This window comes from Flavobacterium sp. GNP008, from assembly GCF_056428965.1.
Genome location: NZ_JBWJVL010000001.1, coordinates 432875 through 457610, shown reverse-complemented (window position 1 = coordinate 457610; position 24736 = coordinate 432875). Strand labels below are relative to the sequence as shown.

The 24736-nt window shown below is 36.5% G+C and carries 12 protein-coding genes, 2 tRNA genes and 2 rRNA genes; 10 read left to right on the top strand and 6 right to left on the bottom strand.

Going from position 1 to position 24736, the window contains the following annotated elements; translation table 11 throughout:
* Positions 1-4 precede the first annotated feature (4 nt).
* From AC0608_RS02130 to AC0608_RS02100, 7 genes are all read left to right on the top strand, one after another.
* Positions 5-78: transfer RNA gene (locus tag AC0608_RS02130), tRNA-Ile, on the top strand.
* A 91-nt stretch (positions 79-169) separates the two neighbouring features.
* Positions 170-243: transfer RNA gene (locus tag AC0608_RS02125), tRNA-Ala, on the top strand.
* 138 nt (positions 244-381) lie between these two features.
* Positions 382-3265: ribosomal RNA gene (locus tag AC0608_RS02120) — 23S ribosomal RNA — on the top strand.
* A 142-nt stretch (positions 3266-3407) separates the two neighbouring features.
* A 5S ribosomal RNA gene (rrf, locus tag AC0608_RS02115) occupies positions 3408-3517 on the top strand.
* A 497-nt stretch (positions 3518-4014) separates the two neighbouring features.
* A complete protein-coding gene (locus tag AC0608_RS02110; protein ID WP_478287968.1) occupies positions 4015-8100 on the top strand; it encodes a T9SS type B sorting domain-containing protein in 4086 nt (1361 codons plus the stop codon).
* 59 nt (positions 8101-8159) lie between these two features.
* A complete protein-coding gene (locus AC0608_RS02105; RefSeq protein WP_417961227.1) occupies positions 8160-9077 on the top strand; it encodes a PorP/SprF family type IX secretion system membrane protein in 918 nt (305 codons plus the stop codon).
* Between the two features lie 20 nt (positions 9078-9097).
* The gene (locus AC0608_RS02100; RefSeq protein WP_478287967.1) at positions 9098-10963 is read left to right on the top strand and encodes an OmpA family protein; all 1866 of its coding nucleotides are present in this window, start codon (positions 9098-9100) and stop codon (positions 10961-10963) included.
* An 87-nt stretch (positions 10964-11050) separates the two neighbouring features.
* Here AC0608_RS02100 and AC0608_RS02095 read toward each other — a convergent pair whose 3' ends face one another.
* Positions 11051-11632, bottom strand: a complete 582-nt coding sequence (locus AC0608_RS02095; RefSeq protein WP_417961223.1) for a MiaE family protein — start codon at positions 11630-11632, stop codon at positions 11051-11053.
* Positions 11633-11743: 111 nt separating this feature from the next.
* Here AC0608_RS02095 and AC0608_RS02090 point away from each other — a divergent pair, with 111 nt between their 5' ends.
* Complete coding sequence (locus tag AC0608_RS02090; protein ID WP_478287966.1) at positions 11744-12985, top strand: glycosyltransferase; 1242 nt, start codon at positions 11744-11746, stop codon at positions 12983-12985.
* A 56-nt stretch (positions 12986-13041) separates the two neighbouring features.
* Here AC0608_RS02090 and AC0608_RS02085 read toward each other — a convergent pair whose 3' ends face one another.
* The 5 genes from AC0608_RS02085 to porU all read right to left on the bottom strand — a co-directional run bounded on the left by AC0608_RS02085 (position 13042) and on the right by porU (position 21472).
* Positions 13042-14733 (bottom strand): dihydrolipoamide acetyltransferase family protein, encoded by a 1692-nt coding sequence (locus tag AC0608_RS02085; protein ID WP_478287965.1) that lies wholly within the window; start codon positions 14731-14733, stop codon positions 13042-13044.
* A gap of 7 nt (positions 14734-14740) precedes the next feature.
* Complete coding sequence (gene pdhA, locus AC0608_RS02080) at positions 14741-15739, bottom strand: pyruvate dehydrogenase (acetyl-transferring) E1 component subunit alpha (RefSeq protein WP_478287964.1); 999 nt, start codon at positions 15737-15739, stop codon at positions 14741-14743.
* A gap of 143 nt (positions 15740-15882) precedes the next feature.
* Complete coding sequence (cdd, locus tag AC0608_RS02075) at positions 15883-16365, bottom strand: cytidine deaminase (protein WP_417961216.1); 483 nt, start codon at positions 16363-16365, stop codon at positions 15883-15885.
* A 74-nt stretch (positions 16366-16439) separates the two neighbouring features.
* Positions 16440-17603: a type IX secretion system outer membrane channel protein PorV gene (gene porV, locus AC0608_RS02070; protein WP_478287963.1), complete on the bottom strand. Its 1164-nt coding sequence runs from the start codon at positions 17601-17603 to the stop codon at positions 16440-16442.
* A gap of 38 nt (positions 17604-17641) precedes the next feature.
* Positions 17642-21472 (bottom strand): type IX secretion system sortase PorU, encoded by a 3831-nt coding sequence (porU, locus tag AC0608_RS02065; protein WP_478287962.1) that lies wholly within the window; start codon positions 21470-21472, stop codon positions 17642-17644.
* 208 nt (positions 21473-21680) lie between these two features.
* On the opposite strand from porU, the gene gldJ reads away from it, so the two are divergent.
* Together gldJ and AC0608_RS02055 are read left to right on the top strand one after the other, a co-directional pair.
* Positions 21681-23363 carry a gliding motility lipoprotein GldJ gene (gene gldJ, locus AC0608_RS02060; protein ID WP_478287961.1) on the top strand — a complete coding sequence of 561 codons (1683 nt, stop codon included), beginning with the start codon at positions 21681-21683 and terminating at the stop codon, positions 23361-23363.
* A 65-nt stretch (positions 23364-23428) separates the two neighbouring features.
* Positions 23429-24715: a UDP-N-acetylmuramoyl-tripeptide--D-alanyl-D-alanine ligase gene (locus AC0608_RS02055; protein ID WP_478287960.1), complete on the top strand. Its 1287-nt coding sequence runs from the start codon at positions 23429-23431 to the stop codon at positions 24713-24715.
* Positions 24716-24736 lie beyond the last annotated feature (21 nt).

Below are 24736 nucleotides of genomic sequence, written 5' to 3'. Positions count from 1 at the left end.
AGAGTGTCTCGTAGCTCAGCTGGTTAGAGTACTACACTGATAATGTAGGGGTCGACAGTTCGAGTCTGTCCGAGACAACTATTTTAGACTTAAATAAAAGAAGAAATTCTAGAGTTGAGGCGTTATGAAAGTATTTCATAATTCATAATTCACAATTCATAATTAGATTGGGGGATTAGCTCAGCTGGCTAGAGCGCCTGCCTTGCACGCAGGAGGTCAACGGTTCGACTCCGTTATTCTCCACAAGATGTTGAAATAAATTCAGCATAAAAGTTCATTGACATATTGAGATAAGAAAATAATAAAAAGTAGAAAGCATTTTTTGCTTGTTTATTTATAGACAAGTAAAAGAAACGGCACATTTTAAATAATGTGTTGGTACAATAAGCAAAATAAGGGCGTATGGGGGATGCCTTGGCTCTCAGAGGCGATGAAAGGCGTGATAAGCTGCGAAAAGTTACGGGGATTGGCACACACGATATGATCCGTAAATACCTGAATGGGGCAACCCACTATGTTGAAGACATAGTACACCGATAGGTGGGCAAACCCGCTGAACTGAAACATCTAAGTAGGCGGAGGAGAAGAAAACAAAAGTGATTCCGTAAGTAGTGGCGAGCGAACGCGGATTAGCCCAAACCAATGTTGTTACGGCAATATTGGGGTTGTAGGACCACGTTATTTGTTGCGGATAGAATTAGAATCTACTGGAAAGTAGAGCCAAAGAAGGTGATAGCCCTGTATAAGTAATAGAAGATAACGATAGTGGTATCCTGAGTAGGGCGGGACACGAGAAATCCTGTCTGAATTTGGCGGGACCATCCGCTAAGGCTAAATACTCCTGAGAGACCGATAGTGAACCAGTACCGTGAGGGAAAGGTGAAAAGAACCGTGAATAACGGAGTGAAATAGATCCTGAAACCATACGCTTACAAGCGGTCGGAGCCCTTTCGTGGGGTGACGGCGTGCCTTTTGCATAATGAGCCTACGAGTTAACGTTGCTGGCAAGGATAAGTGGTTAAGCCACGGATCCGTAGCGAAAGCGAGTCTGAATAGGGCGCTTTAGTCAGTAGTGTTAGACGCGAAACCGTGTGATCTACCCATGGGCAGGATGAAGCTGTGGTAACACATAGTGGAGGTCCGAACCGGTTGACGTTGAAAAGTCTTCGGATGACCTGTGGGTAGGGGTGAAAGGCCAATCAAACTCGGAAATAGCTCGTACTCCCCGAAATGCATTTAGGTGCAGCGTTATGCGTAAAGTTATATAGAGGTAGAGCTACTGATTGGATGCGGGGGCTTCACCGCCTACCAATTCCTGACAAACTCCGAATGCTATATAATGTTTCATAACAGTGAGGGCTTGGGTGCTAAGGTCCAAGTCCGAGAGGGAAAGAACCCAGACCATCAGCTAAGGTCCCCAAATATATACTAAGTTGAAAGAACGAGGTTTGTCTGCCCAGACAGCTAGGATGTTGGCTTGGAAGCAGCCATTCATTTAAAGAGTGCGTAACAGCTCACTAGTCGAGCGGACGAGCATGGATAATAATCGGGCATAAGTATATTACCGAAGCTATGGATTTAGAGTTTACTCTAAGTGGTAGGGGAGCATTCTCACAGGGTAGAAGGTGTATCGTAAGGTATGCTGGACCGGTGAGAAAAGAAAATGTAGGCATAAGTAACGATAATGCGGGCGAGAAACCCGCACACCGAAAGACTAAGGTTTCCACAGCTATGCTAATCAGCTGTGGGTTAGTCGGGACCTAAGGCGAACCCGAAAGGGACAGTCGATGGACAACGGGTTAATATTCCCGTACTAGTTATTACTGTGATGGGGTGACGGAGTGATGAAAGCGCCGCGAACTGACGGAATAGTTCGTTGAAGTACCTACCTATAAGCTGCGCAGGCAAATCCACGCGGCTTGGGGAAATACGATAGTACTCGGAGTCTTCGGACAAAGAGATAGTGCGCCTAAGGGCTTCCAAGAAAAACCTCTAAACTTCAGGTAATAAGTACCCGTACCGCAAACCGACACAGGTAGTCGAGGAGAGAATCCTAAGGTGCTCGAGAGATTCATGGCTAAGGAATTAGGCAAAATAGACCCGTAACTTCGGGAGAAGGGTCGCCAGCAGCAATGCTGGCCGCAGTGAAGAGGTCCAGGCGACTGTTTATCAAAAACACAGGGCTCTGCAAAATCGTAAGATGAAGTATAGGGCCTGACACCTGCCCGGTGCTGGAAGGTTAAGTGGAGATGTTATCTTCGGAGAAGCATTGAAATGAAGCCCCAGTAAACGGCGGCCGTAACTATAACGGTCCTAAGGTAGCGAAATTCCTTGTCGGGTAAGTTCCGACCTGCACGAATGGTGTAACGATCTGGACACTGTCTCAGCCATGAGCTCGGTGAAATTGTAGTAGCGGTGAAGATGCCGCTTACCCGCAGTGGGACGAAAAGACCCTGTGCACCTTTACTATAGCTTAGTATTGACCTTGGACAAATGATGTGTAGGATAGGTTGGAGACTGTGAAGTGGCGTCGCTAGGCGTTGTGGAGTCATTGTTGAAATACAACCCTTTGTTTGTCTGAGGCCTAACCCCGCTATGCGGGGGACATTGCTTGGTGGGTAGTTTGACTGGGGTGGTCGCCTCCAAAAGAGTAACGGAGGCTTCTAAAGGTTCCCTCAGTACGCTTGGTAACCGTGCGTAGAGTGCAATGGCATAAGGGAGCTTGACTGAGAGACATACAGGTCGATCAGGTACGAAAGTAGAGCATAGTGATCCGGTGGTTCCGCATGGAAGGGCCATCGCTCAAAGGATAAAAGGTACGCCGGGGATAACAGGCTGATCTCCCCCAAGAGCTCATATCGACGGGGGGGTTTGGCACCTCGATGTCGGCTCGTCACATCCTGGGGCTGGAGAAGGTCCCAAGGGTTGGGCTGTTCGCCCATTAAAGTGGCACGCGAGCTGGGTTCAGAACGTCGTGAGACAGTTCGGTCTCTATCTACTGTGGGCGCAAGAAATTTGAGTGGATCTGATTCTAGTACGAGAGGACCGAATTGGACAAACCTCTAGTGTATCTGTTGTCACGCCAGTGGCATCGCAGAGTAGCTACGTTTGGAAGGGATAAGCGCTGAAAGCATATAAGCGCGAAACCCACCACAAGATGAGATTTCTTTTAAGGGTCGTAGGAGATGACTACGTTGATAGGCTATAGATGTAAAGGCAGTAATGTCATAGTCGAGTAGTACTAATAACCCGTAAGCTTATGTACGCTTTTCCCCGGGGCAACCCGGGGAAGAAACTTTCTAATACTTTTTATTTTCTTTATCTCAGTATGTTAAGATATTATGTGATTGGTGTTTATAGTAGTATAAACAACATTACAGTAATTGCCCAAAGCAATTATAACCTCTTAAGGTGGTTATTGCGGCGGGGCTCACCTCTTCCCATCCCGAACAGAGTAGTTAAGCCCGCCTGCGCAGATGGTACTGCAGTTATGTGGGAGAGTATGTCGTCGCCTTTCTTTAAAGAAACCTATTCATTTATTTGAATAGGTTTTTTTTTGCCCTCTTTTTAAATAATATCAATTAGTATTGACACATTTTTCCATAAATAATTTTCCGAGAAATTATAACATTATTAATACTCAAAAGTATCAGGATATTTATATGATTTTTTTTTGGATGTTATGTGAAATTTTAATTTATTATACTTTTAGTCTTGTATTATATTATATGAGGTTTAACTTTATTAGTGAATTTTATGTCAAAACAAGAAATTTATGAAAAGTGATTTTATCTTTTTAAATTTTAAAAAATATGTAATTCCTTATGTTTTTTAAAGCTAAATGGGTTGTGTTTAAAATATAAAATCACATATTCGCTGAATAACTAGCACTTTAGATTTTTAGATTTTAATTAGTTAATTTTTTATTAAAATATGATTTGTTCAATGAAAATAAAACTTTACTTTTAGTTATTCAATTATACATTATTGTATATTAACAACAAAATTTTGTTTATGAAGAAAATTTTACTTTTATTTTCGCTCTTTCATTTATTGTTAGGTTATTCTTTAAAGGCTAAAAATTTAGAAGATAATTTGAGTTTTAATAATTTAAATTTTAAATTAATTTCATCTGATACTATAAAGAAAAAGGAAAAAAAAACAAGAGTTGCAAGAAGCTCCAGAATTTTAGCTATTTTGCCGCCTCCTATCACCACGGCAGGGAGTTCTTGTAGTAATGGTATTAATCCTGTGCAAATTAATGTTTATGCATTTGGAGTAAATGGTAACGAAACTATTGAATGGTTTGTTTCCCAATCTTCTGTAATACCAATATTTACAGGAAGTATTTATAGCCCTAGCATAAGTACTACTCGTACCTATTATGTACAAAGTAGATTGGGTAACGATATTAGTACTCGTGTACCTGTGGTTGCTTCTGTTTATCTTGTTCCTCCAGCTGTATCATTAACGGCTTCTCCTGCTAATAACCCATCTGCGCCTTTATGTTTAGGTACATCTGTCACTTTTACTGCAACAGGTGGAGGTGATTTATTTGAATTCTCTGTAGATGGTGTTGTTAAACAGGCTATGTCAACTAATAAAATGTTTGTTACTAATACTCTAACAGATGGTCAGGTGGTTAGAGTACGTACGCGGTTTGCAGTAGTTTTTGACGGAAATATAACAGAAAAAGCATGGGGTACAGGACCTTTAGAAGATAATTTTTTGTCCGCACCGTTGTCCCTAAATTCAACAACGGGTTATATTAATTCGCTAAAAATTAGTTCTACAGAGGATAAATTAGTATTTGGAATCGCTGGAAAATCATTAAGTAATAGAAGAATTTTATTATTTCTTGATACAAAAGTAGGAGGTTTTAATGTTTCGAATTATGGTGATGAAACTGGACCTATTCCTTTAGTAAATGGATTTAACTTTTTTAATAATTCCTTAAATACTTTTGATTCATATTTCCAAGCAGATTATTGTCTTGTTATTGGAACAGATGCAGGAGAAACCAATTATATTTCAGATATAATTGAATTAAAAACAGGAACTTCTATTAAAACAAATTTAGGAAATGCTAGTACGGGAACCGCATCTTCTGTTATGGGGGTAAACAAGAATAATACAGGTATTAATGACTATAATTTAGGTTTTGAAGTTGAAATTTTGAAATCACTTTTGGGTTATACAACAGGTGATATTAAATTTTTTGCCATGACTGTGGCTGACCAAGATGAAACTAATTTTGTAGTTGCAAATTCCTTTTTAAGTCCTGAACGGACCAGTAGTTTGCATTATGGGAATGGAGCAGTAGATTATAATTTAAAAGATCCAAATCCAGTTATAGTCTCTTCGGCTGCATTAACTCCTTGTTATTCAGAAGCAAATGTCATGATGAATTTTGTCTCTATCCCAACAACTTCTAGTGTTGTTCAGCCCACTTGTGCGGTACCGTCAGGAAGCATTTCTATCTCAACACAATCAGGGGTAGAGTATAGCTTAAATGGAATAGCGTACCAAGCATCCAATGTTTTTTCAGGTTTGACGCCAAATAGTTATCCGATATTTGTAAGAAATATATCGGATACCGGATGTGTGACTTCATCATCATCTAGTATCATTATTAATGCAGTTCCAACTCCACCAGTTGCACCAACAACTGCTAGTGTTGCTCAGCCAACTTGTGCTGTTCCATCGGGAAGTATTTCAATTGCAACACAATCAGGGGTGGAGTATAGTATAAATGGAACAATCTATCAAGCATCCAATACTTTTTCAGGATTGACTGCCAATAGTTACACATTGTATGTAAGAAATTTAGTAGATGCTACTTGTGTGACGGCATCTAACACTTCAGTGATTATCAATACTACTCCAAATCCTCCACTTGTTCCAACAACGTCTAGTGTTGTTCAACCCACTTGTGCTGTACCATCAGGAACTATTTCAATTACAACACAATCAGGGGTGGAGTATAGTATAAATGGAACAACCTATCAAGTATCCAATACTTTTTCAGGATTGACTGCCAATAGTTACACATTGTATGTGAGAAATTTAGCAGATACCACTTGTGTGACTCCATCTAACATTTCAGTTGTTATCAATGCTGCTCCAAATCCCCCACTTGTTCCAACTGCGTCTAGTGTTGTTCAGCCAACTTGTGCTGTACCATCAGGAACTATTTCAATTACTACACAAACAGGAGTAGAGTATAGTGTAAATGGAGCGACTTATCAAACGTCTAATATTTTTCCAGGATTAATACCTAATAGCTACACAGTATATGTAAGAAAAACGGCGGATGCCACTTGCGTGACTCCATCTGCAACCCCAATTACGATTAATGCAGTTCCAACTCCACCAGTTGTACCAACAACATCTAGTGTAGTTCAACCAACTTGTGCAATACCGTCGGGGAGTATTTCAATCACCACACAATCTGGAGTAGAGTATAGTTTGAATGGTACGACCTATCAATCATCTAATATTTTTTCAGGATTGGCACCTAATAACTATACATTATATGTAAGAAATACAACGGACACTACTTGTCTAACTACTTCCTCCTCGACAATTTCGATTAATCTGATTCCAGTCCCTCCAATTGTTCCAACTACGGCTAGCTTAGTTCAGCCAACTTGTGCAGTGCCATCAGGAAGTATTTCAATCCGAACACAATCAGGGGTAGAGTATAGCTTAAATGGGACGACATACCAAGTTTCCAATACTTTTTCAGGATTGACACCCAATAATTATACATTATATGTGAGAAATATAACAGATGGAACATGTACAGCTCAATCGGCATCAGTTATCACAATTAATGCAATACAAATATTACTTACACCTACAGCAGCGAGTGTAGTTCAGCCAACTTGTGCTTCTCCAACCGGGGCAATCGTAATAACAACACAACCGGGAGTAGAATACAGTTTGGATGGAATTGCATTTCAAGTTTCTAACACCTTCACTGGGCTACCTCCAAATAGTTATACCTTGTATATAAGAAGTACAATTGATGCCACTTGTCTCAAGTCATCAGTATCAATGGTAACTATAAATGTGATTCCAACTTCTCCTACTGTTCCTACAACAACAAGTATTGTTCAGCCGACATGTGCTGTTCCATCTGGAACGATAGTAATAGCTTCTCAACTTGGTGTTGAATATAGTTTGAATGGAACTGCTTTTCAAACTTCAAATAGTTTTACAGGCTTGGGACCTAATACTTACACTTTATATGTTAGAAATATAGCTGATCCTACTTGTTCAGTACAAAGTAGTATAAAGGTGATTATTGATCCACTTCCTGCTTTACCTATGACGCCAAGTTTGTTTAAAATTATCCAGCCAACCTGCTTGATTCCTTCCGGTAGCATTGAAATTACGGGTCAGACTAATGTTCAGTACAGTGTAGGGAATACATACCAAGATAGTGCTGTTTTTACTAATTTGGCACCTGGTAGATATACAATAAGTGTGCGATTTACAAATAGTGTAGCGTGTATAGCGGTAGGTTCAGTACTGACTATAAATGCTATTCCTCCACAAATTCAATTTGAAACTGTTGGTGATTGTGAAAATAAAGAATATACTTTAACCGCTAATCCAATATCAGGAACCTATGATCCCAATAATGTGTCGTATCAATGGAAAGATAAATTCGGAAATCCAGTGGGAACTAATTCAAATGTATTAAATGTTACGAATGTTATCGCTTCAACTCCAGGTGGACAAGTTGTATTTCCTGTAGCATATACACTTACAGTAACTTCAGTAAATACTGGTTGTGAGACATCTGGTAATATAGTTGTTGAATCTATTTATTGTAATATGCAAAAAGGAATTTCACCGGATGGAAATGGTTCGAATGACTTTTTTGATTTAAGATCAATGAGTGTAAAAAAACTGGAGGTATTTAATAGATATGGTATAAAGGTGTACAGCCAATCTAATTATACAGATCAATGGAACGGACAGTCTAACAAAGGGGAAGAACTTCCAAGTGCGACTTATTACTATGTTATAGAGTTTAATAGTGGTGAGTCAACTACAGGTTGGATTTATCTAATCAGAGAAAAACAGTAAATAAAAGATCTATTAGTGCTCAACATTTAGTAGACTCACAAACCGAAAAATATATAGATATGAACAAAATACTATTGATGTCTCTTTTTACTCTCCTTATATTTATGGATGTAAAAGCGCAACAAGATCCACATTATACCCAATATATGTATAATATGAATGTTATAAATCCAGCCTATGCCGGTTCCAAAGAGAGTCTGTCTTTGGGTCTATTGTATAGAAAACAATGGGTTAACATAGAAGATTCGCCAGCTTCTTTTACTTTTTCAGCACATACGCCTGCAGGAAGGAATGTAGGTGTTGGAATATCCTTTATTTCAGATAAAGTTGGGCCAGTAACAGAACAAAATGTATTTGGAGATTTCTCGTATACTTTGAAATTAGGGGATACTCAACGATTAGCATTTGGACTAAAAGCTGGTGTGTCTTTCCATAAAGTAGGACTTAGAGATATTCAATCGAGTTTACCAGATCCCAACGAAGGTGTTTTTGGAGAGGATATTAATAATACGGCATTGAATTTAGGATCAGGATTGTTTTATTATACGGACAAATATTACGTTTCATTATCGATTCCTAATATGATTAAATCAGCACATTTAGATTATAACGGGCGTGAATATGGATCTGATGTATCGCACTATTTTTTAACTGCTGGATATATTTTTGACTTAAATTATGAATTGAAATTTAAGCCTTCTATAATGTTAAAATCTGCATTTAACGTAACTCCTTCTTTAGATCTTTCAGCTAATTTTTTATTTCAAGAAAAATTCGAAATTGGCGCTACTTATAGATTGCAAGATAGTTTTGGTGGGATGATTAATTTCGCCGTTACTCCTGAATTAAGAATTGGATATGCTTATGATCATATTGTTTCTGACTTGAGAGTAACTGCACCCTCTTCACATGAGTTTCTATTACTTTATGATTTATTTGAAACTAAAAAAGTATCCCGTTCTCCTAGATTTTTCTAAAAATTTAATCACTCTACTTGATGAAAAAAAATATAATTTTATTGTTTTTGGTGCTTACCAGTTTCGCAGTTATGGCACAAAATAAAGAGACTAAAAAAGCAGATAAATTAGTTGAAAGTTTCGAATATGGCAAAGCTGTTGCGGAGTATCTGACTCTAGTAAAAAATGGAAATTCAGATCCTTATGTCAGCAAGCAACTCGGAAATTGTTATTATAACATGAATAATTCCGTAGAATCTGAAAAGTGGTATGCCGAAGCGTTAAAAACCCAGCAAGACACCAATACCCATTATAGATATGCTCAAATGCTTAAATCTAATGGGAAATATGCGGAATCAAATGTTCAAATGAAAATATTTGCAAATATGGCACCCAGTGATCAACGTGCTATTGCATTTAATAAAGATCCAAATTATCTTACGAAATTAAACAATACGGAAAAACTTTTTGAGGTGAATAAAATTTCATTAAATTCTAAAAGGTCTGACTTTGGGGCTATACTGTCTGGAAATCAACTTTATTTTGTAAGTGCTAGAAACGAGAGTAATAAAATTTATGGTTGGAATGATGAACCCTTTTTGGATATTTACCAATCTACTTATAATGCTGATGGGAGTTATTCAGAGCCAATTCCTGTTAATGAATTAAATACTAGGTTTCATGAAGGCCCGGTTACAATGACTAAAGAAGGTAACGTTATGTATTTTTCGAGTGAAAGTTTTCAAGATAAACTTTTTGAAAAAGCAAAAGACACTAAACTGAAGTTTGGTCAGGTTAGTCTTTACAAAGCAATTAAAAAAAATGGTAAATGGGGCGATATAACCCCGTTGCCATTCAACAGTAAAAGTTATTCTGTGGGTAATCCATCTATAGACAAAGAAGGCAAAATTCTTTATTTTGCTTCCAATATGGTAGGTTCAGTAGGGGGAACTGATATCTGGAAAGTAATTGTGAATAGCGACGGGACTTTTGGAACTCCGGAAAATTTAGGAGATAAAATTAACACACTCGGTGATGAGAATTTTCCTTTTGTTTCGGATGATTCAATTTTGTACTTTTCATCAAATGGATTGACGGGTTTTGGCGGTTATGATATTTTTTCGGTTAATTTGAAAAAAGGAGCAGAGCCTTATAATCTTGGAAAGCCAGTAAATTCTGAGAAGAATGATTTTGCCTTTACTATTAATAAGGAAAAAAATATTGGATATTTATCCAGTAATCGGAGTGGTATTGATCATATTTACGGTGCGATACCAGTATGTGAAGGACAGATTCTTACTGTCGTAAAAGATGCTAAAACAGGAAAGTTATTAGATAATTCTAGAGTAGTTATTCTAGATTCAATAAAGACAATTTTAGACACTAAAACAACTAATGGGAAGGGTGAAGTGCTCTATACAGTAAAATGTCAAAAATCATATACCATAGGAGTATTTAAAGATGGCTATATTTCTAAATCGTTTCCAGTCACTAAGATTAATGGAGAAAAATTTATTATTGATGCCCCAATTGATCCAATTGATGTGATTGTGACTGATACAGAAGTTATATTGAAGCCTATTTATTTCACATACAATAAAAGTAATGTGACCAAGAAAGGTGCAGTTGAACTCGATAAATTAGTGTATGTACTGTCGCAAAATGACAAACTCAAAATTTATGTTAAGGCTCATACTGATACAAGAGGTACACATACCTATAATTTAAATCTTTCACAACGAAGAGCGAATGCTACTGTAGCATATATTGTTTCAAAAGGAATTAGTGTAGATAGAATATCAGGCAAAGGGTTTGGAGAATCAGATGCTAAAATTGACTGTCAAGAAAAATGTACCGAATTAGAACATGCGCTCAACAGGCGTTCGGAGTTTATGATCGTGAAATAATTTGCGAGGTTATATATTTAAATAAAAAGCAGGATACTTAATAGTGTCCTGCTTTTTATTTAAAATAGATTAGGAGTTGTATAGGATCTAACCGTGCATGGTTTCTTGTTTTCCATAATTGGTGATTATTGAAGTTTCAAACTCAATCCATTCCTTCCAGCGTTTGTCTACATCTATATTGTCAGCATATTTTCGCGCAAAACCCAAAAAAGTAGTGTAATGGCCTGCTTCAGAAATCATGAGGTCTCTGTAAAAAGTAGCTAATTCAACATCTTTTATATTTTCTGATAGGACTTTAAATCGTTCACAACTTCTGGCTTCAATCATTGCTGAAAATAATAATCGGTCACAAAGTGCATCTTTTCGGCTTCCATCTTTTTTCATAAACTTAAAAAGTTCATTCACATAATGATCTTTCCTTTCTCTACCCAAAGTTAGTCCTTTGCTTTTAATTAAATTATGGACTAACTGTAAATGATCTAATTCTTCTTTTGCAATAACAAGCATCTCGGTTACTAATTCCTCTAATTCGGAGTTGTAAGTAACTAAACTGATTGCATTAGAAGCTGCTTTTTGTTCGCACCAAGCATGATCCGTCAAGATTTCTTCTATATTTGATTCAACTATATTGACCCAACGCGGGTCTGTGGCTAATTTTAATCCTAACATTGTATTGGAATTTGTTCAATACAAAATTAGTGTATTATAATCTATTTTAGGTTGAAATGACTGGATTGAAGTCAAAATAGTATTATTTTGCAATTGAAATTTTATAATACTATGAATCAAGTTCAAAAGCTTTTAGTTATTGGTTTTGTTTGGCCAGAACCCAATTCGTCTGCGGCGGGAGGAAGGATGATGCAATTGATTTCGCTTTTTAAAACACAAGGCTTTTGCATTACGTTTGCTAGTCCTGCACAAAACAGTCATTTCATGGTTGATTTGCAAGAGTACAAAGTAGAAAAAAAATCTATTGAACTTAATAATTCCAGTTTTGATATTTTTATAAAAGTCCTGAATCCAGATGTGGTTTTGTTTGATCGTTTTATGATGGAGGAGCAATTTGGTTGGCGTGTAGCTGAAAAGTGTCCTAATGCATTACGAGTATTGGATACTGAAGATTTACATTGTCTGCGATTGGCGCGCCAGAAAGCATTCAAAGAAAACCGTTCTTTTATGACAACTGATTTATTTGTTGAAGAGGTTGCGAAACGTGAAATCGCGAGTATTTTACGTTGTGATATGTCTTTGATGATTTCCGAATTTGAAATGGAACTTTTAGAATCTTCATTTAAAATAGATGCATCTTTATTGTATTATTTGCCATTTTTATTGGAACCAAGTACGCGTTTCGAAATGGAGGAATTACCGACTTTCGAAGAACGAAAAGACTTTGTTTTTATCGGAAATTTTCTTCATGAGCCCAATTGGAATGCCGTTCAGTATTTAAAAGAAACCATTTGGCCTTTACTAAAAAAACAAGTTCCCGAAGCTGTTCTAAATATTTATGGGGCTTACCCCTCACAAAAAGTACTGCAAATGCATAATAGTAAGGGTGGTTTTTTAATAAAGGGAAGAGCTAATAACGCTCAAGCAGTAGTTAAAGAAGCACGGGTTGTTTTGGCTCCTTTGCGTTTTGGTGCGGGTATTAAAGGGAAATTATTGGAAGCCATGCAATGTGGAACACCAAGTATCACGACCTCTATCGGGTCTGAATCCATGCATGGTGATTTGCCTTGGAATGGTTTTATTACGGATGATGTAGCTGATTTTGTGGATACGGCAGTACGATTGTATCAAGACAAAACAATTTGGGGTAAAGCCCAAAAAAATGGAATGGTGATAATCAATCAACGCTATTCTAAAGGTTTATTCGAGACTGACTTTAGAAAAAAAATAGAATTTTTAAGCTCTAATTTACACCAACATCGATTGAATAATTTTATGGGAGCCATGTTGCAGCATCATACTTTAAAAAGCACAAAATATATGTCGCGATGGATAGAAGAGAAGAATAAATAAAAAATCCCGTCAAGTTTTATAAACAAGACGGGATTTGTATTTTAAGAACCGAGTTATTACGCGAGCATCGTAACTGGGTTTTCTATAAATTGTTTCAATGTTTGTAAAAATTGAGCTCCAGTAGCACCATCAATTGTTCTGTGGTCGCAAGCTAAAGATAACATCATTGTGTTTCCTACAACAATCTGACCATTTTTAACCACCGGTTTTTCTACAATAGCTCCTACGGATAGTATAGCAGAATTGGGTTGGTTAATGATAGAATTGAATTCTGTGATACCAAACATGCCAAGATTAGAAACTGTAAAAGTACTTCCTTCCATTTCTGTAGGTAATAATTTTTTGTTTTTAGCTCTTCCTGCAAGATCTCTTACGCTTCCGCCAATTTGAGATAAATTCATAGCATCTGTAAAGCGTAATACAGGAACTACTAATCCATCTTCAACAGCTACAGCAACTCCAATATTCACATGATGGTTGATAAGAATTGAATCTTCTCTCCATTGAGAATTTATTTTTGGATGCTTTTTCAAAGCCATTGCACACGCTTTTATCACCATATCATTAAAAGATACTTTTGTATCTGGAACGTTGTTGATGATAACTCTTGATTTCATTGCTTCATCCATAGTTACTTCAATCACTAAGTTGTAATGTGGTGCCGTGAATAAAGATTCTGCTAAACGTTTCGCAATGATTTTTCTCATTTGCGAATTCTTGATTTCTTCTGTGAAAACTTCTCCCGCCGGAACAAATGGTTTTGGAGCAGCTACAGTGTCAGTTTTAGCTGGTGCTGAAGTTGTCGACACTGGAACAGCAGTGGTTTGTGGTGTGAAGTTTTCGATATCGCTTTTTACAATACGTCCATTTTCACCAGAACCTTTTACTTGTGTCAATTGGATTCCTTTATCACTAGCAATTTTCTTTGCCAATGGTGATGCTAAAATTCGTTGTCCGTCAGTTGATGGCTCTTGACCAACTGGTTTTTGAGCCACTGGCTCTGAACTTTTTTCTGTCGAAGCAACTTCTTTTTCTTTCTCTTCTTCAGCTGCGGGTGCTGCTTGTGGTGCTCCGCCAGTTTTGTAATTTTCTGCAATTCCGGAAATTTCCGTTCCTGCTGGTCCAATTATTGCCAAAAGGCTGTCCACTGGTGCTGCATTTCCTTCTTCGATTCCTACATATAATAAAGTTCCTTCATTGAAAGATTCGAATTCCATTGTTGCTTTATCGGTTTCGATTTCAGCAAGAATGTCTCCTTCGGCAACTGAATCGCCTACTTTTTTCAACCAAGTCGCTACGGTTCCTTCGGTCATAGTGTCGCTTAAACGCGGCATAGTAATAACTACAACTCCTTTTGGTAAGGAAGTTGTGGCAGGTGCTGCAGCTTTTGTAACTTCAGGAGTAGAAGTTGTTTCTTCAGTAACTTTTGTTTCCTCAGTTCCTTTTGATTCTTCTTTTACTGGAGCTGCATCAGTTGGTTTTCCTGCTAGTAATGCCGAAATATCCTCTCCTTCAGTTCCTATAATTGCTAATAACGAGTCAACCGGAGCAGTTTCACCTGCAGGTATTCCTATGTGTAAAAGGGTACCTTCGTTAAAAGACTCAAATTCCATTGTTGCTTTGTCAGTTTCAATTTCGGCAAGGATGTCCCCTTCGCTTATTTTATCACCTACTTTTTTTAGCCAAGTCGCTACCGTTCCTTCCGTCATCGTATCGCTCAAACGAGGCATTGTAATTATTGTTGCCATAATTGATTTATAGTTTATGAGGTAAAAATGGATAGTTCTCTTGTTCGTATACTACATCGTATAGCTGTTGAATAGGAGGGTATTCAGATTCCTCAGCAAATGTTACACATTCTTCTACTAAATCTTTAACTCTTTGATCGATAGCTTCGATTTCTTCTTCCGTAGCGTATTTTTGATCTTTAATCACATCTAATACTTGAGTGATTGGATCAATTTTTTTGTATTCTTCTACTTCTTCTTTCGAACGGTATAATTGTGCATCTGACATAGAGTGACCTCTATAACGGTATGTTTTCATTTCTAGGAATGTTGGTCCATCACCACGACGGGCTCTGTCAATTGCTTCAGTCATTGCTTCAGCAACTTTTACAGGATTCATTCCGTCAACTGGTCCGCAAGGCATTTCGTATCCTAAACCTAATTTCCAGATATCAGTATGATTTGCTGTTCGTTCTACAGAAGTTCCCATTGCATACCCATTGTTTTCAACTATGAATACAACAGGAAGTTTCCATAACATAGCCATGTTAAAAGATTCGTGTAAGGATCCTTGACGTGCTGCACCATCACCAAAATAAGTCATAGTAACACCACCAGTTTCAAAATATTTGTCTGCAAAAGCTAATCCTGCACCTACAGGAATCTGGCCTCCTACAATTCCGTGACCCCCATAAAAACGGTGCTCTTTTGAAAATATGTGCATGGAACCACCCATACCTTTTGAAGTTCCGGTAACTTTTCCTAAAAGTTCTGCCATCACGCGTCTAGGATCAACTCCCATGCCTATTGGCTGAACGTGATTTCTGTAAGCCGTAATCATTTTGTCTTTTGTCAAGTCCATTGCGTGCAATGCACCTGCTAATACTGCTTCTTGACCATTGTATAAATGTAGAAAACCTCTAACTTTTTGTTGGATGTATAATGCAGCAAGTTTGTCCTCAAACTTTCTCCAAAGTAGCATGTCTTCATACCACTTTAAATATACTTCTTTTGTAACTTCTTTCATCTGAATTTTTCTTTTGCTAAAGTGTTATTGTATTATCAATTTGTACCTATAACGCAAAATAGTTTCCTCCCACAAATTTGCGAAATGCAAAAATAAGACATTCCAAGTAAGAACTATAATTTAATAGGCGATTTTTGGAATTTTTACAAGAATTTTTTATCGAACATAAATGGAAGTAAGTTTTTCAGGGATTCTGATTTGTAAATCACACCAATTTCTCCCATAAAATAGATTTCGATAGGGGTTTCTTGTCGGATTTCGTATTCAGCAATTGATTGTCTGCAAGAGCCACAAGGTGGAATGGGAGTTGTGGTTTGATTCGAGTCAGAAGCAGCCGTAATAGCCATTTTTAAAATTTTGGCTTCCGGGTAAACTGCTCCAGCATAAAAAATAGCGACACGCTCCGCACAAAGTCCAGAAGGATACGCGGCATTTTCTTGGTTTGAACCTACTACAATTTTGCCATTGTCTAAAACAATTGCAACTCCAACTCTGAATTTTGAATAGGGAGCATAAGCATTTTTCCGAACGTCAACGGCTTGCGTCATTAAATCCTGAATGTCATTTGGTAAATCTTGAATGGAATCGAATACTTTGAATTGGGTAGTAATTGTTATTTCTTTCATACTTTATTAAGGAAAAAAAATCCAAACTTCATGGCGTTGAAATTTGGATTGTTATTTGTGGATTTTATTTACGTTTAATATTCTTCATATTTATCTCCAAAATTGAAGGTAAGTGAAAAACGAAGCGTGTTTTCTAAAGGGTTTTTTACTTTTGATGCCGAGAATAAATAGGACACATCTACTTTAACTACATTGTACTTGAAACCTGCTCCAAGCGAGAAAAATTGTCGGGCTCCTTTTAGAGGACTTTCGTGAAAGTATCCCATACGCATTGCAAAGGAATCTTGGTACAAATATTCAGCACCTACAGCGTAGGTTACTTCTTTTATCTCTTCGCCAAATCCATCAGGAGCATCCCCAAATGATCTGAAAACTCCAGAGGTCCATCCAATAGAACGGTAATTGTCATTGTTTTGATTGCGTTCTTCTGGCGTCACTGTGCCATCGCCATTCAAATCTGGGTTTTGCGGAGTTGGAACTAAAAGTTTATTAAATTCAACATTTACGGCTACCTTGTTATAATCGTCTAATATAAAGTCAAAACCAGTTCCTATTTTTAAGTTAGCGGGTAAAAAATTATTGTTGAAATCATCGTTGTCATAACTGATTTTTGGGCCCAAATTTTGAATATTGAATCCAGCTCTCCATCTTCCGTTAAATTCATTATAAGCGAGCTCTTCAGATTGGAAGAAACCGGCAACATCGACTGCAAAAGAATTTGCAGCAGAGGCATCATTGTTATCTGCTGCTACTTTTAGATTGGAATTGATAAAACGCCCAGCAATTGCCATCGAGAATTTTTCGCTTAGTTTTAACGAATAGGATCCGTCAATAGCAAACTCGTTTGGAGAGACTATTCTGGGTTCATCATTCGCATCCTGTCTAAGCTCAATTTCACCTAAACCAAAATACCGGATACTTCCAGCAAATGCACTTCTCTCATTCAGTTTTTGATAATACGTTAATTGGCCAAGGGATATGTCATTTACTAAATCAGTAAGATAAGGCGTGTAGCTTATAGAAAATCCTTGTGCGTCAGTAGCAAAAGCATATTTTGCAGGATTCCATTGTTGAGAAAATGCATCAGCAGAGGTTGCAATACCCATGTCACCCATACCTGCAGCTCTTGCATCAGCCGCTACTAACAGAAAAGGAACGCCAGGGTTAATAATTCTATTTTGGGCTTTTGCAGAAGTGACTAGCAGCAAAAAAGTAACTATCGGTATTATTTTTCTCATTAGGATGCGAATATTTATTAGACAAATATACTATATAATTAAAGGATTACAAGTTTTTCAAATTTTTCAGATTTTTTGTTCGTTAAGCTTGATTTTACAGTGAGTTTATACACATAAACTCCTTTCCCTATTCGATCTCCAAAATCATCTTTGCCATCCCATGTTATTTCTTTAGATAAGAATCCTTCGGTGGTGATAATCTGGTTTTTTGTCCAAACAATTTTTCCAGTTATTGTCATTACTTGCACTTGAACCTCCAGTGGCTCATAAGGTCTGTTGTGTGTAAACCAGAAAGCTGTGTGGTTGACAAATGGATTTGGATAATTCAACACATGGGTCAATGTTATTGTTTCATCACCTACTACTATAAATTGAATCTCGGTCGTTATAGGATTGTTATACACATCCCAAGCCTTGAAGGTTATAGTATGCAATCCGACAGCTAAATTTCGTAGTGGAAAACGAAGCGTTCCGCTAGTGAAATCATCTCGTTTTGTTTGGTAATAATCATTTAGAACAAAAGGATTACTTACGTCTCCATCCAAAATAGCAACAAGATCATGACCTATTCCACTTGCTGTATTAATCCCATTCTCATCTTCTAGATACGCAACTAAAAACGGAGATTCATTTGTTGTACCTCCCGAAACGAAACTCTCTTCATTCATATATAACTTCACTCTTGGACTAATATTGTCTGTAACAGCATTTTCGTTTATTCCTCCTATTTTTATATTAGAATCATATCCAGTTTCATTTTGTAACTGCTCATTCTTTTTAGCATAAAAACTAATTCGTCCGTTTGCCAATGGAATTCTAATGTCTCTTGGTATAACAAAACTAAATTCAAATTGGCCGTTAGTAACCGATGCATTGCCTCTAAATATTGTTTCTCCTAAAACAGTAAAGTTAACAGCGGGACTGTTCCCATCATTGTTATAGGTAGTTCTGGAAACCGTCTTGTCAAAAATAGTTGTTGAAACTTCACCGGAGTAATTAGTCAATAAATTGTTATTTTCATCTGTAATTTCTCCAGTCAACTTGATTTTTGATAAGGATTTGAGATCATCAATTGATTGGTTTACAGGAATGTCATTTACCTTTGTTAATTTGATTTTTGGTTTGGCTATAGCAAGCATTAAAGCAGGGTCACCAATGTAAAAAACGACATTGGTTGCTGAGTTGGGATTGCTATTTTTCGAAATTCTTAATGCTTCTGCAATTGATGTGTACTGGTTAGAACCATAGGATAATAGATTTTTAGTAAAAACATCATTAAAATTTTCGGCGCTAAACTGACCTATGGAGCGTATGGTGGTGATCATAGCTATTGCTCCGCCCTTTGGATTCCAGTACGTGTATTCTCCTGCAGTAGGTCTTAACGGATTATCAAAACGGGAAAATTCACAAGTGATGGTTATGAATAATGGATACTTGTATTGATTGCTTAAGTTTTGGCCATCTGATTTTTCCCAAATCCGTTCACTTGACAAACCATCTTCACCGCCGTGTCCTAAATAATTAAACACCAGAGCTCCTTTTTCAAAAGCATTAAAAAAATCAGTGCGGGCTTTTGGATATCGGGAGCCGCCTGCAGAGGCTTCTTGTGTGTAAGAGTCTAATAGAATTTTGCTAACATTCAAAAAAGGCTTTTTGGAAAAAATTATATCTGCAAGACCATTTTGTCTGTTTTGTAAACTAGCATCTGATGGTACATCAGAATCATCAGAAATTAGAACAACATTGTTTCTCCAGTTACCATACGATTTTAAATCATGGTATTCTATTACTTTGTTTACCATTTCACTAGCCTGTTTGGTGTCATTCAATAGCATTCTTCCGACTGCAATATCAATACCTCCAAAATTGGAAATAATATTTCCTTCAGAAGGATCCATTAATCCAAAAAAATCATCGGAGGCAAAAGAACTCTCGCCTGTTGTGTTGCTATTTAGGGAGTGGTATATCGGTACTACATTTGTATTGTTAAGAATTCTGTTTTTAAAGTCGTAAGATGCATCGCCAAAAAGATTAATATATTTCACTCTTTTCTCCGGTGTTGAAGCATTTTCATAGATGTACTTAATGCAATTTCGGATTGCTGCAACATCTTGTTTTCCGGAAGAAAATTCCTGATATATTGATTCTAAAGAAATTACTTTTACCTTTAAATTAGAGTTGGTGCGGTGGAAATTAGCTAATTTTTCGGCTTGCGAGTTCAGAAATGAGGGCGAAATAATTACGTAATCAATGTCCTGAAATTGACCTTGGCTGTTTTTTAATACTGTGCCCTTTAGGTTTTGATTTGGAATTTTTGCTTTATTATCTTTCAAAGGGCTGTAATAATCGGACGGGTCTAATGCGATGTATTTTCTGAGTTCGCCCAAGCTAGCTTTAAACTTAAAGGTATTCTGATTCGTATTTACTAGGTTGCTTACGTTATAGGTGTCGGTAATGTCCCAAATTTGAGAAATTCCCGTTGCTTCTGAAATATCATAATTTACAATTCCAAAACTAGAAGCCGATTGGTCATATTGGAAACGAAATTGTTTCCCATAGCCTTGTAGCTTTCTTTTGGCAATAAGTCTAATGTGATCCAGAAAACCTTTAGAACCCGGAACTCCATTGTTATTGTATTTTAATTTTATTTTGATTTTTTCTGCTCCAACGAAAGAAGCGTTATTTGGTAAAAGTCCAACGATAAATTCGGTTCCAGAATTGCTGTTTAATGCTGGAAATGAAATAGTCCCAGCGGAACCTCCATTAGCGGTGATGTTAAATGAAGTTGGTGTAAAAGCCGCCGAGGCAGCAGTCAGCATTATTTTTACAGGAACTGAAGAGTCGAAATTTGGAAAAATAAAATCAAATTCTTGCTCCTCTTTTACCTCAAATGATTCTCCAAACCATTGACGGCCCAAACGGGCAATATTTATAAGATCTAATTCGTGGAATTGATAGTCGTCGAAGGAGTTTAAATTCACAGTGCTGTTTCCGGCAGGTTGTGTCAAAGAAGCGATTCTTTTTCCATCTGCTCCTTGTACGTTAATATAATAGTAGGATTTTGTATCATACAAATTCAGGTGCGTTCTACTTTCTTGATTCCAGGTGTCTACTCCTTCACCATAGAACAGGATGTAATCTTCATTATTGAAAACACCATCACTTTCCCCATTAATCTGAATGGCGTTTTCACTCACGTCATTTGGGTAGTAAATGTTATTTGAAAGTGGTAACATTCTGCCACCATTACCGTATATTTTTATTTTACGAGGATCAACGGTATTAATATCAAGGCCTAATTGTTGCAAAAAACTTTTAGAAATTTTATAAACTCCTGATTTTTCAATATAAAATTGAAACCAATCCCCAGTAGCTAAGACAGAATTAGTGATGGAGTTAGAAGTTTTACTGAATTGTGAAACTCTAGCGTTATTACTTTCAATTTCATAAGAAAACGATTTGATTCGTTTGAAGCCAAAATCATCTTTTATCAGAGGGGAAAGGCTGATGAAAGCCTCTTTAATATTTCTTGAATTAGTAATTAAAAGGGTTTGATTTGCTGTTTTAGGAATGTTTTCAGGAGCTAGATTTCCAAGCTGAGAAAGGCTTATTGACTCATAAATGACATTTGTGATTTGAATTTTTCCCTCGTCAAAAGAGACTGCCTCTTTTATTTTTAAAGTAAAAACTAATGTTTGGTTCGAAGCCTCATAATGAAAACTATTTCCTGTAAATTGAGGGATAATGACTTTAGAATTCCCATAAGACATTTCTTTTTTTTCTAACCATTCGATAGTGACTGCACCTTTAATTTGAGCCAAAGCAAGAAAGGGAATTAGGGCTAGAAAAGCCAAAAATATTTTTCTCATTGTTTTTTTAACGTGATTAATAGGAGGTTATTATTAATGCGTAAAAATAAATCATTTCGTGTAATTGTAAATAATAAATATTATAAATTTGCGTTAGATTAGATAATTTAATGTTAAAGTTAGATTTGTAAAAATATTAAAAATCTTAGATGCGGATTAATTGTTAATTATTATATTGCGGCACTAAAATTATTACCCACTAAAGAGTATGAAAGCAAACAGAATTATGGGCTTACAGTTGTTACTATCGATCATATTGATTGTTGGTTTCTCCAGTTGCAGTAAAAAATCCAGTTCAAAGAACACTTCGAGAGCAACAGGTTGGAATATGGATAGTAAAAAAGGCTCAAGCAAGAAAAAGCAAGAAGCAGGACCAGGTTTGGTTTTTGTAGAAGGCGGTACGTTTACGATGGGTAAAGTGCAGGATGATGTTATGCACGATTGGAATAATACACCAACACAACAACACGTACAGTCATTTTATATGGATGAAACAGAGGTTACTAATTCTATGTATTTAGACTATTTAGATTGGCTGAAAAGTGTTTATCCACCTACAGAAGAGAATTATAAAAATATATATGAAGGAGCCTCTCCAGATACTTTGGTTTGGAGAAATAGATTAGGTTATAATGAAACAATGACTAATAATTACTTAAGGCATCCCTCGTATGCGGACTATCCGGTAGTTGGAGTAAACTGGATACAAGCAGTAGAGTTTAGTAATTGGAGAACGCAACGTGTAAACGAAGCTCTTTTAGAAAAAAATGGGTATCTAAAAAAGAATGCAAAAACTCTTGATGTAACCGCGGAGAGCAATTTTGATACTGAAACGTACTTAAACTCGCCAACGTCTACTTATGGTGGAAATGAAGACATTGTATTAAAAGGAGGAAAAGGAGCTAGAAAAACTCCGAAAGCAGGAAAAAATGGAACAGTTACTGAGCCAAAAAATGTGTATGCACAACGATCATCTGGAATTCTTCTTCCGGAATATAGGTTGCCAACTGAAGCAGAATGGGAATATGCAGCTGCTGCAGATGTAGGCCAAAGAGAATATAATATTTATAAAGGTCAGAAAAAATATCCGTGGTCCGGTGGATACACGCGTTCGGGAAAAAGACAAAGTAAAGGGGATCAATTAGCCAATTTTAAACAAGGGAATGGTGATTACGGTGGAATAGCCGGTTGGTCGGATGATGGGGCTGATATTACCAACGAAGTTAAAAAATATCCTGCAAATGACTTTGGATTGTATGACATGGCTGGAAATGTAGCGGAATGGGTACAAGATGTTTACAGACCTATTATTGATAATGAAGCGAATGACTTTAATTATTTTAGAGGAAATCAATACACTAAAAATAAAATTGGAGAAGACGGTAAAGTGGAAATTGTTACAAAAGACAATATGAAATACGACACTTTAAGTAATGGTAGAATAGTAGCCAGAAATTTCCCAGGCCAGATTGCTCAAGTTCCGGTTGATGAACAGGAGACTTATTTGAGACAGAATTTTGACAAAAGCGATAACGTAAATTACAGAGATGGTGACAAACAATCTACCAGATATTATAATTTCGGAGATGGAGAGTCTGATGAGAAATCAAAATTAGATAAAACAATGTACAATTCTCCAAAACATAATGTGACAACTGACAGTTTAGGTAAGATGGTTCGAAAATACGACAGATCTAGTAAAAGAACTACATTGATTAATGATGAATCCAGAGTTTACAAGGGTGGTTCCTGGAGAGATAGAGCGTACTGGTTAGATCCTGCACAAAGAAGGTATTTTCCACAGGATATGGCCACGGACTACATTGGTTTTAGATGTGCTATGTCTAGGGTAGGTCCTAAAGCAGATAAGAAAAGGTCAGCAAGAAACTAAATTTATTATATAATAAAAATAAAAGCCCTTTGATTAGGGCTTTTATTTTTTTAAATCGTTCCAAAATGGATATCAATTACATTCATAGCTTGTTTTTACAATGTAACTCAATTTCAATAGATACACGTAGAATCGAGCAAAATTCATTATTTGTAGCTATAAAAGGAGAATATTACAATGCTAATACTTTTGCTAAGGAAGCATTAGAAAAAGGGGCTTCTTATGTACTAATTGATGAGGCTTCTTATTTTATTGACCAAAGAACAATATTAGTTCAAAATAGTTTAGTAGCACTTCAGAGACTGGCTAACTTTCATCGGGAGTATTTAAAAATACCCATTATTGCACTTACAGGGAGCAACGGGAAAACAACAACAAAAGAACTTATTCAAGTTGTCCTTTCGAAAAAATTTAAAACAAAAGCAACTGTTGGTAATTTAAATAATCATATTGGAGTTCCATTAACCTTACTTTCTTTTGATGCTGAAACTGAAATAGGAATAGTAGAAATGGGGGCAAATCATAAAAAAGAAATTGATTTTCTATGTGAATTAGCACAGCCAGATTATGGATATATAACCAATTTTGGTAAAGCACATTTAGAAGGTTTTGGTGGTATTGATGGAGTTATTGAAGGTAAAAGTGAGATGTATAATTATCTTATGAAACAAGATAAACTAGCTTTTGTTAACTTGGACGATACAATTCAGCTGGAAAAAACCAAAAGTTTAGAAGCTTACACCTTTGGGGTCAATAAATTAAACGCGGATGTCAATATTACTGCTGTTAAAGCGAATCCATTTGTAGAAATTGGGTACAATGCTCTTATAATAAAATCTCATTTGATAGGATTGTATAATGCCAATAATATCAGCGCTGCTCTAGCAATAGGTAAGTATTTTGGAGTTTCTGATAACGCAATAAAAGAGGCACTTGAAAGTTATATTCCTGAAAATAACAGGTCACAATTAGTATCAAAAGGCACAACTCAAATTATTCTGGATGCGTATAATGCAAATCCAAGTAGTATGGCAGTAGCAATAGAGAATTTTCTGCAATTAGATAATCCTAATAAAATTTTAATATTGGGGGATATGTTTGAGTTGGGGCAGGAAAGCCAAGAAGAGCATAAGTCAATAATAGCGATGCTGGAAAAGGAAGAGAACCTGAAGTGCTATTTTGTTGGCTCTGCTTTTTATGCCAATAGATTTGATAAAATTAATTTTTGGTTTTATGAATCCTTTGAAGCTTTTTCTAGTGATGTGTCAGCGGATGATTTTGTGAATACTACTATTTTAATAAAAGGCTCCAGAGGAATGGCATTAGAACGAACTTTGGATCTTATTCAGTAAATATTCGAAAAATTAGTTTCT

Bases quoted from the DNA above. Each gene is read 5' to 3' on its own strand.
- AC0608_RS02110 (WP_478287968.1), top strand. From the start codon at position 4,015: ATGAAGAAAATTTTACTTTTATTTTCGCTCTTTCATTTATTGTTAGGT.
- AC0608_RS02105 (WP_417961227.1), top strand. From the start codon at position 8,160: ATGAACAAAATACTATTGATGTCTCTTTTTACTCTCCTTATATTTATG.
- AC0608_RS02100 (WP_478287967.1), top strand. From the start codon at position 9,098: ATGAAAAAAAATATAATTTTATTGTTTTTGGTGCTTACCAGTTTCGCA.
- AC0608_RS02095 (WP_417961223.1), bottom strand. From the start codon at position 11,632: ATGTTAGGATTAAAATTAGCCACAGACCCGCGTTGGGTCAATATAGTT.
- AC0608_RS02090 (WP_478287966.1), top strand. From the start codon at position 11,744: ATGAATCAAGTTCAAAAGCTTTTAGTTATTGGTTTTGTTTGGCCAGAA.
- AC0608_RS02085 (WP_478287965.1), bottom strand. From the start codon at position 14,733: ATGGCAACAATAATTACAATGCCTCGTTTGAGCGATACGATGACGGAA.
- pdhA (WP_478287964.1), bottom strand. From the start codon at position 15,739: ATGAAAGAAGTTACAAAAGAAGTATATTTAAAGTGGTATGAAGACATG.
- cdd (WP_417961216.1), bottom strand. From the start codon at position 16,365: ATGAAAGAAATAACAATTACTACCCAATTCAAAGTATTCGATTCCATT.
- porV (WP_478287963.1), bottom strand. From the start codon at position 17,603: ATGAGAAAAATAATACCGATAGTTACTTTTTTGCTGCTAGTCACTTCT.
- porU (WP_478287962.1), bottom strand. From the start codon at position 21,472: ATGAGAAAAATATTTTTGGCTTTTCTAGCCCTAATTCCCTTTCTTGCT.
- gldJ (WP_478287961.1), top strand. From the start codon at position 21,681: ATGAAAGCAAACAGAATTATGGGCTTACAGTTGTTACTATCGATCATA.
- AC0608_RS02055 (WP_478287960.1), top strand. From the start codon at position 23,429: ATGGATATCAATTACATTCATAGCTTGTTTTTACAATGTAACTCAATT.